The organism is Thermodesulfovibrionales bacterium, assembly GCA_035622735.1.
Taxonomy (GTDB): Bacteria; Nitrospirota; Thermodesulfovibrionia; order Thermodesulfovibrionales; family UBA9159; genus DASPUT01.
Genome location: DASPUT010000194.1, coordinates 1 through 10,340, shown reverse-complemented (window position 1 = coordinate 10,340; position 10,340 = coordinate 1). Strand labels below are relative to the sequence as shown.

At 53.1% G+C, this 10,340-nt stretch carries 12 protein-coding genes; 9 read left to right on the top strand and 3 right to left on the bottom strand.

The annotated features are described in order from the left end of the window. The coding region (locus VEI96_10435; protein HXX58406.1) for a hypothetical protein at positions 1-423 on the bottom strand (423 nt) is incomplete at its 3' end. 109 nt (positions 424-532) lie between these two features. Then, positions 533-970 carry an arsenate reductase (thioredoxin) gene (gene arsC / locus VEI96_10430; protein ID HXX58405.1) on the bottom strand — a complete coding sequence of 146 codons (438 nt, stop codon included), beginning with the start codon at positions 968-970 and terminating at the stop codon, positions 533-535. Between the two features lie 200 nt (positions 971-1,170). On the opposite strand from arsC, the gene VEI96_10425 reads away from it, so the two are divergent. The 9 genes from VEI96_10425 (at position 1,171) to VEI96_10385 (ending at position 9,925) form a co-directional block, all read left to right on the top strand. Then, positions 1,171-2,145 carry an FmdE family protein gene (locus VEI96_10425; GenBank protein HXX58404.1) on the top strand — a complete coding sequence of 325 codons (975 nt, stop codon included), beginning with the start codon at positions 1,171-1,173 and terminating at the stop codon, positions 2,143-2,145. A 9-nt stretch (positions 2,146-2,154) separates the two neighbouring features. Continuing rightward, the gene (locus VEI96_10420; GenBank protein ID HXX58403.1) at positions 2,155-3,234 is read left to right on the top strand and encodes a molybdopterin-binding protein; all 1,080 of its coding nucleotides are present in this window, start codon (positions 2,155-2,157) and stop codon (positions 3,232-3,234) included. Between the two features lie 53 nt (positions 3,235-3,287). Beyond that, complete coding sequence (locus VEI96_10415) at positions 3,288-3,509, top strand: NifU family protein (GenBank protein HXX58402.1); 222 nt, start codon at positions 3,288-3,290, stop codon at positions 3,507-3,509. Between the two features lie 17 nt (positions 3,510-3,526). Then, a complete protein-coding gene (locus VEI96_10410) occupies positions 3,527-4,714 on the top strand; it encodes an N-acetylmuramoyl-L-alanine amidase (GenBank protein ID HXX58401.1) in 1,188 nt (395 codons plus the stop codon). A 3-nt stretch (positions 4,715-4,717) separates the two neighbouring features. Beyond that, the gene (locus tag VEI96_10405; protein HXX58400.1) at positions 4,718-5,353 is read left to right on the top strand and encodes an energy-coupling factor transporter transmembrane component T; all 636 of its coding nucleotides are present in this window, start codon (positions 4,718-4,720) and stop codon (positions 5,351-5,353) included. Between the two features lie 168 nt (positions 5,354-5,521). Further along, positions 5,522-7,114 carry a D-aminoacylase gene (locus tag VEI96_10400; protein HXX58399.1) on the top strand — a complete coding sequence of 531 codons (1,593 nt, stop codon included), beginning with the start codon at positions 5,522-5,524 and terminating at the stop codon, positions 7,112-7,114. Further along, positions 7,104-7,778 (top strand): gamma-glutamyl-gamma-aminobutyrate hydrolase family protein, encoded by a 675-nt coding sequence (locus tag VEI96_10395; GenBank protein ID HXX58398.1) that lies wholly within the window; start codon positions 7,104-7,106, stop codon positions 7,776-7,778. Before VEI96_10400 ends, VEI96_10395 begins: the two co-directional genes overlap by 11 nt. Beyond that, positions 7,765-8,814 (top strand): AI-2E family transporter, encoded by a 1,050-nt coding sequence (locus VEI96_10390; protein ID HXX58397.1) that lies wholly within the window; start codon positions 7,765-7,767, stop codon positions 8,812-8,814. The genes VEI96_10395 and VEI96_10390 overlap by 14 nt, the downstream gene beginning before the upstream one ends. Beyond that, the gene (locus VEI96_10385; GenBank protein HXX58396.1) at positions 8,807-9,925 is read left to right on the top strand and encodes a Vms1/Ankzf1 family peptidyl-tRNA hydrolase; all 1,119 of its coding nucleotides are present in this window, start codon (positions 8,807-8,809) and stop codon (positions 9,923-9,925) included. Before VEI96_10390 ends, VEI96_10385 begins: the two co-directional genes overlap by 8 nt. A 134-nt stretch (positions 9,926-10,059) precedes the next feature. Here the strand turns inward: VEI96_10385 and fdhE are convergent. Then, positions 10,060-10,340 (bottom strand): formate dehydrogenase accessory protein FdhE (gene fdhE, locus VEI96_10380; GenBank protein ID HXX58395.1); only part of this gene is annotated, 281 nt, incomplete at its 5' end.

Here is a 10,340-nt window from a genome sequence, read left to right as displayed (position 1 = left end):
GCTGAATTCATCCTTTCCCGAAGGAACGGTGCCGTCGAGGATAAGGGCTATCGCAGGACCGTACTTTCCCTCATCGAAAAAACGGTATTTCAAGACTATGCCGATATCCTCGAACCCGTCGAGTGGTTTTTGAGCAGTGTTCGTCAAGTTTTCTCCTTGTATGGCATAGGGGATTGTCATCTCCAGCTCAACCTTATCCGTGATGCCATAGCCCCACTGGCCGCTGATTCTATAGAAGGTGGGGTGATGGGATATGTCGGCACCCAGGGCTATGCCGGTTCTGCCCTTCTCGAGGCTGTACGCACTAAATGTTGAGAAGACGCTGTAGGGAGCAAGGGGCTGGATTCCCGCTAAATCGAGACCGTAGGCACGACCGGCGAAGAGGCAACCGGAGAGGAAGAGGAAGAACAGGCATTGTTTCATCTTTCTGAAAGTAACAGAAACAATGTTGACTGTCAATGATTTGCAGAATTTCCCTCTTCCGGAATACAGGTGAGTGGACATTGGATAAATTGTAAAGAATCATGCGACCTTATTGCAAGGCGTGAGGGGGAGAAGAGCGGAGGGTTTTGATGAAGCGCTCTATCTTGTCCCTTATCTCGTCCCTTGCCCTGCGGAAGTCACGCATAATCTGCTCTTCTGTCCCGACGAAGCCGACAGGGTCTTTTATGGGCCAGTGAAGACGCTTTATCTCCGGCGGAGTCCAGGGGCATGCATCTTCGGCATCGCTGCACAGGGTTATGACGATATCCACGTTCCGCAGCTGTTCTTCGTCGATCTCCTTTGATCGATGACTCGATATATCAATTCCGATCTCCCTCATGACGGTGACAGCACGGGGATGGACGCCTGCGGCAATCAGCCCGGCGCTGTGAACATGAAAGAGATCCTTGCCGAGCTTCTTTGCAAAACCCTCTGCCATCTGACTGCGGCAGGAGTTTCCCGTGCAGAGAAACAGTACCTCGAGCATTAAACCCCCCTGAAACTATTCTATCACCTTTTTTCGTCAAGATGCTTTCTCATCCCGGGCGTTAAGTGCGTATGGGATTCGCAGGTTCGGGCATGCCGGGTCCCTAGTCGGTCACGCTCCTCTGCGGATTCACATTCCTCCTCTGCAAATTTCCAAGTCAGCGGCGAAAAAATATGATAGTATTTATGGTACGAGACAGCATGGATCGAACTCATTTCCATTTCGACAGACTTCTTGAAGAAGCCGTGAAGACTCATGGTCATCTCTGCCCCGGGCAAGTCCTCGGGGTGAGGATGTCGATGCTCGGGCTCAGAGAGATAGGTATCGAGGACCCGAGAGGAAGAGATCGAAAAAATCTTATCGTATTCGTGGAGACGGATAGGTGTGCAACGGACGCGATTCAATCCGTAACCGGCTGCAGCCTCGGCCGGAGGACACTGAAGTTCATGGATTACGGCAAGATGGCTGCCACCTTCCTGAACCTCCGCTCTGGTCGGGCGGTGAGGGTCGTCGCGAAAGAAGATGTCAGGAAGAAGGCGGAGCACCTTTGTGTCAGGGCGGAGGGCCGCTACGCCGCGCAGTGTGAGGCATACAAGGTGATGACGAATGGGGAACTCTTTGCTATGCGGAAGGTTACACCCGATGTAAGGCCTGAAGACATGCCCGGCAGGCCTATCAGGAGAGTTCGTTGCATACTCTGCGGCGAATCTGTGCAGGATATGAGGGAGGTCTATCTGAATGGAGAGACGCTCTGCAGGCCCTGTGCAAGCGGAGGGTACTGCGGTGAGCGAAAGTCTTTTTTAACGCCGTCCGTTATGCAGTCGAGTCATAGCGGTATGGCTATCAGATCAAAAATCTGGCTGGAGCTGGGAGGGAAGCCGGTCTTTGGCCGGGGCAGAAAATATCTCCTCCTGGCGATTGATGCCTATGGTTCGATCAACAGGGCGGCGAGGGAGATAAATATTTCCTACAGGAAGGCATGGAGTTACATAAAGGCGATGGAGGAAAGAGTCGGCATTAAGCTCGTAGAGAGAAGAGCCGGCGGAAAGAACGGCGGGGGCGCAGCCCTCACAGACGGTGCGCGGGAGTTTCTGCGGAAGTATGAGTCGCTGGAAGAAGGGATCGGCGAGATCGTCGATCAGAGGTTTAGGGAATATTTCGGCGAGAGCGGCTAGGGACCTTCCATGTGTGATATCCATACCGATAAAAAGAGAATAAGACCAGGCGTCAGGACGGTCCCGATCGATGAGGCGGTCGGTTCTGTCCTGGCACATGATATCACGGAGATCAGGAAGGACGAGTTTAAGGGGAGGGCGTTCAGGAAGGGACATATCGTCGCCGCCGAAGATATCGAGAGTCTTCGGAGACTCGGGAAGGAGCGCCTGTTTGTACTTACCATCGCGGATGACGATATGCATGAGGACGATGCTGCGGCTGCCTTAGCCTCCGCTCTCATGGGGAAGGGCGTCGAGGCGGATGGGGAGCCGAAGGAGGGAAAGATAACGATTATTGCGGCGATGGACGGGATTCTGAAGGTCAATAAGGAGGTCCTCCTCGAGTTCAACATGCTTGGAGACGTCATGTGCGCAACGCTTCACGATGCCACCTTGGTGAAGAAAGGCCATGCGGTCGCCTGCACAAGGGCCATCCCTCTCGTCCTGAAGAGAGAGGTCGTTGAAAAGGCAGTCGCGATTGCGGGGAAGACCGGAGTGGTCGAGGTGAGGAAGCTGAGGAAACCGCAGGCCGGCATCGTTGTCACCGGCAGCGAGGTCTATACCGGAAGGATTAAGGATTCCTTTGCGACTATTATTACAGGAAAGATAGAGGAGTTCGGAGGTGAAGTAGTAGGCATGCATTATGTCCCGGACGATGAATGTTTCATCGAGTCGAGGCTGAGAGCCTTGCTCGATGCCGGTGCGGACCTGCTCATCGCAACGGGGGGCATGTCAGTAGATCCTGATGATGTGACGAAGTTTGCCGTAAAGAGACTCGGTGCGACCGGTATCGCTTACGGATCGGCGGTCCTCCCGGGTGCGATGATTTTAGTCGGCTACATGGACGAACAGAGAGACGGACAGGATGTGCCGATTATCGGAGTCCCGGCCTGCGGCATATACCATAAGGTGACGGTCCTTGATTTGATCCTTCCGAGGATACTCGCCGGTGAACGCATAGGCAGAAAGGAACTCGCGGAACTCGGTCACGGAGGACTCTGCCTTAACTGCCGGGAATGCAGGTTTCCCGTCTGTCCTTTCGGAAAATAAAAGAGTGCTTGCATAATGGCCGTCTTTTTATTATGATTAGCAGAGGAGACAATATGTTAAAGGAAGAAGTTGAAGAGGTACTTGAGAAAATAAGGGTAGGTCTCAAGTCGGAAGGCGGCGATATTGAACTCGTCGATATAAAGGAGAATATCGTTTACGTGAGGCTCAAAGGCTCCTGCAGCACCTGTTCGATGTCTTCCCTCACGATGAAGAATTGGGTGGAGGCGACCTTGAGAAAGGAGATACCGGAAATAGGCGCTGTTCAGACGGTATGATAAGGAGACGGCATTCAATGAGGTGTAATGCATCGTCTGTGAAAACCCTCTGTCACAGGCTGCCTGTGGCGATCTTCTTCTTTCTTATTATCCTTCGCTTCCCCTGTTTTTCCGAAGCAGCCGAAAAGGCGGTGGTCAAAGACATCCATTCCTGGTCCTCTCAGGGATACACGCGGGTCGTCATTGAGTTATCGCATCCCGTCGAATTTACCCAGAGACGCCTCTCCGATCCTGACAGGCTCTATTTTGACCTCCGGGATGCACGGGTCCTCAAGGAAATCAAGACGAAATTGCCTATTGGCGACGGCATACTGAAGTCTGTCAGGGCAGGGCAATTCGATGCGGCTACCGTCAGGATAGTCCTCGACCTCGAGATGATGGAAGATTATAGCGCCTATATCCTTGATGACCCGACGAAACTCGTCATTGACGTCAACGCGAGAAAGAAGTCCGAGAGGATCGTATCGTCCAAGAAGGTCGTCATTCTCGATCCCGGTCACGGAGGTCACGACTCCGGTGCTGTCGGGAAGAGAGGCTTGCAGGAAAAAGACGTAGTCCTCGACATAGCCCTGAAGGTCAGGCAGATATTATCGAAAGAGCCGAATATCGAGATTATTCTCACGAGGGAAAGCGATGTCTTTATCCCTCTGCCCGAGAGGTCACTCATAGCCTTACAGAACAATGCGGACCTCTTTGTCTCGATCCACGCCAACGCGAGTCCGAACAGGGCCGCACGGGGAATCGAAACCTATCTCCAGAACTGGACGAATGAAGAGGAGGCGAGCAGGGTTGCTGCGAGAGAGAATTACCTCTCCGTGAAGAGGATGAAGGAGATAATGGCCCAGTACAAGAACGATGACGTCGGCAAGATGCTCAGCGATCTCAAGAGGGATTTTAAGAGAGACGAATCGGTGGCCCTCGCTAACTATGTCCAGACGTCGCTCTATTCGGATGTGGCTAAGTTGCACAGGAGGACGGTCAACCTCGGCGTGAAGCAGGCGATGTTCTTTGTCCTCATGGGTCCGTCCATGCCGCCCTCAATTCTCGCGGAAGTATCCTTTATCAGCAATCCCGAAGAGGAGAGGCTGCTCGCAGATGATGCCTACCGGTCCGTCATAGCCGGTTCGATAGCCGCCGGCATCAAGACATATCTCACTTCCTCACCGGACCTGCAGAAGGTCGCCTTTTCGAAGAACGGACGATAAGTCATGGCGCTCATTCTGCTCTATGTCGCGATCGCTATAAGTCTTTTTATCGTTCAGGATATCTCTTACCAGATTGCGGTAGCCGCAGTTATCTCTTTTTCCCTCATCTTCCTTCCCTTCCGAAGAGTGAGGAGCGGTTTCATTCCGATATCACTCTTCCTCCTCTTTACGTTTTGCGGGAACCTTTTTTTCCATTCCGGGAAGATACTCTACGGCAGCGGTTTCTTTTCCATTACCGATGAAGGAGTTGCCGGAGCGAGTCTGAGGACGCTGAGGGTCTTTTCGATGATCTATGGGGCGAAGATACTAACCTTCCTCCTGCCTCTCGAAAAGGTCGTTCAGGAACTCGACAGGCTCTTCAGCCCGCTCGGAAAGATCGGTATTCCCGTAAAAGAGTTTTTCCTCATCATGGGATTGACGGTGAAATCCTTCCCTCTGTTATCCAGGCACCTTTCTGCTTCTTTCCTGGAATTCCGCCGGCATAATGACGCAAGGGGCTTTCGCGACCGCATGAGAAAGTTGGTATCGTTTATGATCCCGGTATTTACAGAGAGCATCCGTTCGCCGGAAGTGTTTTTCGTGCCTTCAGAGGGCATCGGAGAGGCTTCTGAATTCGGGGAGAGAAAAGAGGAGAGATAGTTGTTCGGTGCCTCTTGAAGAAGAGGCGAATTTCTTACATCGGCTAGTGACAACTGCGTTGCTGAAGGGCTTGATTGAGTGCCGCTTCGAGGAGATATGGAAAGTCGTGCGGGCGGCCTTGTTTGTGGCGGCCTTCGTACTATTCTCTCTCTGTTGGAGACGACCTTTATGACACGAGAAATTGACATCTTGATCAGGAAGGGCAAGGTATATGATGGCACCGGCGGTGATCCGGTTGATGCCGATGTCGCCGTTGTCGGCGACAGAATCGCCGAAGTCTTGCCTGCCGGTCGGCTGAAGGATAGGGCAAAGACGGTTATCGAGGCTGAAGGCCTCTCCGTAGCACCGGGATTTATCGACACCCATGCCCACTCTGAATTCACCCTGCTTGCCGATAATCGCGCGGAGGGGAAAGTGCTCCAGGGAATAACCACCGAGATAAACGGAAACTGCGGACTGTCTTCAGCACCTCTTTTGGGAGACGCAGCGAAATACCGTGAGACTGATCTCCGGGAACTCGGGATAAAGGAGAGGTGGGCGACGTTCGGAGAGTATTTTCGTCTCCTTGAAGAGAGGGGGCTCGTTATCAATTTTGCGACGCTCGCGGGCCATGGCAACATACGGGCATCAGTGGTCGGGTATGATGAGAGAAGTCCCGAAGGAGAAGAGGAGGCGCGGATGTGCGGGCTCCTCAGGAATGCCGTCCGGGAGGGAGCGATAGGGCTTTCTACGGGGCTCATATACCCGCCCGGCGTTTACGCCGAAACTGAGGAGCTCATCGGACTCTCGCGATGTATCAGCGCCCTCCTGTACACCTCTCACATGAGGAGTGAGGGAGACGCCCTGATCGAATCGATTGAAGAGACGCTGAGAATCGGCAGAGCGGCGGGTATTGCCGTTCATATATCCCATATCAAGACAGGGGGACGGGAGAACTGGCAGAAGATAGACCGTGCCGTCACCCTTCTCGACGAAGCTCGGAGCGGGGGGATGAGCGTTACGGCTGACCGGTACCCCTATACTGCGTCTTCAACCGACCTCGACGCTGTCCTCCCCTCCTGGACCTATGCGGGGGGAGCGGAAGCCGAAATGAGGCGGCTTGAGGATGAAGCGCTCAAAACCCGCATACGGGATGAAGTCCTCTCTGAACATCCGACTGACGATTATTGGAAGAGCATAACGCTATCGTCGCTCAACAGGGAATCGAACAAATGGATGGAGGGCAGGACGCTTTCGGATATCGCGGAAAGAGTCGGCAGGAGGCCTGTTGAGTTTCTCTTCGACATTCTCCTCGAAGAGCGGCTCAGGGTCGGAGCGATCTTCCATTCGATGAATGAGGACAACCTCAGGAGATTCCTTTCCCTTCCTTATGTGATGATAGGCTCCGATAGTTCGGCACGTTCCTCGGACGGTCCGACCCACAGGGGAAAACCACATCCGAGGGGTTTTGGCACGTTTCCGCGATTTATCGGAAGGTATGTGAGGGACGAGAAGCAGATGAGCGTCAGCGAGGCCATTCATAAGGCGACGATGCTGCCAGCCGAAACCTTCGGATTGACAGAGAGGGGACAGATAAGGAAAGGGTTCATCGCCGATTTGGTAGTTTTCGATGAGGAGAGGATCATCGACAGGGCCACCTTTGAGGAGCCTTTCCTGAAGCCCGAAGGGATATCCTATGTCTTTGTGAACGGGTCGCCTGCTGTCCGGGAGGGGTCTCAGACTGGCGTCATGTCGGGAAAGATACTGCGACATGGGAGATGAACCGCTCAAAGAGCGGCCTCTTATCGGTATCACCATTGGCAGAGACGGCGAGTCCTTCGCGGTCAGACGTGAGTACGCTGAAGCGGTACAAATGGCCGGCGGGCTGCCCGTTCTTCTTCCCTACGGCCTCGATCCCTCTTCAGTCGCAAAAATCATAGACGGTTTGATCATCCCCGGTGGTGATGATATCGATCCGGCCTATTTCTCTGAAAGCCCGCATCCCACTCTCAAGCTTGCTCCAAGGGAGCGGTCTGATTTTGAGATTGCCCTTCTTGGGGCTATAATGAAAGTGAGGAAACCGGTGTTCGGCATCTGTTACGGCATGCAGTTGATGAACGTCGCCCTTTCCGGCACATTGTATCAGGATATCGGTTCCGAGTTCGGGATGACGATAGACCACAGAAAGGGATGCCACAGGATAAAGGGGAACGATCTACCCATGAAGGGAGAATTCGTCGTCAATTCCTCTCATCACCAGGCCGTCAGGAAACTCGGTGAAGGGCTCGAAGTCTCCGCTCTTTCCGATGACGATCTCGTCGAGGCGTTCTTCCTGACCGGGTATCCTTTTTTCTGCGGTGTCCAGTGGCATCCTGAACGCTCTGACGATGCGTTGTCGACGATGCTCTTAAGGGTCTTTGTGGAGCATGCTCATGCCTGCAAATAGATTTTACTTCTTCATGGTGTCCCTCATGATCGCCGCTCTCGGTTATCTCACGTACCAGATATTTCAGCCTTTCCTGACCGCGATACTCTGGGCGATGGTCTTCTGTGTCGTCTTTTACCCCGTCTATGTCTTTGTGTTGAAACATCTTAAATTTAAGGCGGTCGCCTCTCTCCTCACGCTCGTATGCATCGTCATCGTGATTATCGGACCGTTCTCCTATATATCTTTTTCGCTCATGAACGAGATGAGTAATTTCATCAGCAAGAGCGAGAGGGGAAATGTCGAGATAATGAAAACGATCATGTCTGATAAGAAGGTTATCGATATCATCGAGAGGATCGAACCCTATCTCGGATTGAAAGGGGTCTCCGCCGAGGAGGTCATCAAGAGCAATACGGAGAAGTTCGGGAGGGGAATCGTCGACAGATTGTCGGCGGGATTTACCAACCTGCTTGGTGTGGCGGCAAACGCCGTCATCGTGGTATTCACGACGTTTTTTCTCTTCAGGGACGGCCCGGGATTCTTGCAGAAAATAAGAAATTACCTGCCCTTTTCGGAAGAACAGAAAGACAGGCTTGCGGCGGTCACGAAGGATATGATCGTTTCGACTATCTACGGGGGGGTCATCGTGGCACTTGCGCAGGGCATGCTCGGAGGTCTCTCTTTCGCCCTGCTCGGCGTCGGTTCACCGGTCCTTTGGGGAAGCGTCATGGCGCTCGCCTCTTTCGTTCCCGCTCTCGGGACGGCGATCGTCTGGGTGCCGGCGAGCCTCATCTTCTTGTACGAAGGCGATTACATGAAGGGCATCGGATTGGTTCTCATCGGTATTTTTGTGATAAGCATGGTCGACAACATCCTCAAACCCCTCATAATCGGCGGCCGCACAAAGATGCCGACGGCGATTATATTCTTTACCGTTCTGGGCGGGATTAAGTTTTTCGGGTTCCTGGGGCTCATCATGGGTCCCCTTGTTTTTGCCCTGTTCCTGTCGGTCTTTGAAATCTTCAGAACCATAGAAGGAGGGAATAATGCTTGACAGAAACGAACTGAAGGAGATCTCTCAGGTCCGTGATGAAGCTCCTTGTTTTGTGAGCCTTTACCTCGATGTGAATCCTCTCACAAATCCGAAAGGTGATTTTGCCATACGCTTCAAGAATATGCTGAAGAATACCGTCGAGTCGCTCGATAAGAATGTCCATAAGCTTGTTAAGGAGGACCTGTTAAGGATCGACGCTTATGTGTCGGGCAACAAGAGGCAATTCAAGAAAGGTCTCGTGATCGTGAGCTCAGTCCGTAATTCTCTCTGGAAGGAGTTCCATCTCTCGGTGCCGGTAAGGAGTGAACTCGTGGTTGAGAAATCTCCCTATATCAATCCGCTCCTCGATATCCTCGATCACTACCAACGGTATTCGGTGCTCCTCGTGGACAAGGAATCGGCGCGGATATTTACCATCCATCTCGGAGAGATCGTGGAATACAGTGAGGTCCATACACCCGATGTCCCCGGTAAACACAAGAAAGGCGGCTGGTTTGCGCTTTCCCAGAACCATTACGAAAGGCATATCGATTACCATGTCGGACTCCACCTCAAGGACGTCGTTAAGAAGCTTGAATCTTTTCTTGCCGGCGAGCAGATCAGCGGGCTCGTGGTCGGAGGCTCCGACGAGGCCCTCTCCATGACGAAAGATCTGCTGCCAAAGGTTGTCTCTTCCAAGATCATCGGAACCTTCCAGGCGGGTATGACTGCAAGGACGGACGAAGTTCTCGGAAAGGTCGAACCGGTAATCAATGCGCATGAGAAAAGGAAGAAGGATGAGACCGTCGATAAGCTCATCACGCAGGCGATGAAGAATGAAAATGCTGTTCTCGGTCTCGAGAATGTCCTCGACGCCCTGAAGGGAGGGAAGGTGACGAAGCTTATCTACCTTCGCGATTATGACCCTGCGGGCTATGCCTGCAAATGCAGGTTTATCAGTGCGCAGGACATCAAAGAATGTCCTTCCTGCAAGGAGATCATGGAGAAGGCAGATCATCTCCTTGATGTCCTTGTTCAGAAGGCGGTCGGACAGGGCGCTACGGTCGAAGTGGTCGGAGACAACCAGAAACTCTCCGATTCCGGCGGCATAGGGGCGATCTTGAGGTTTTAGGGTTTCAGTAGGTCCTTCCTTTCTATAGGCGCGATATACCCAGGTGCAGATTGCGTGACTGGCCGATTCCGCGGCCTTTTGGCTGAAGAAGGGAACTCTCTGCGCGACAGCCGATTCGGGTATGAGCGAGGAGACTATTGAATCGGCGACTGGGCATAGCCGCGACCTTGAGCGACGTAGTCCAGATGGAGCGTTGCGAGGTCCTCCACGGCAAGCATTTCAGGCGGCGTCGGCGTAAAAGACGCGATAACCTTCAGATACCCATTGCATCTGCCGCAGACCTCTACCCGCATTCGTTCGCGTTCGCCTTCGGCATAGAGATATTCGAGCGCATCACGATCTCCGCCTCCGCAGCGCGCGCACTCCAGACGGCGGAAGGGCCAGTCAGCGCCGCATTGTCCGCAACGGAGATGCT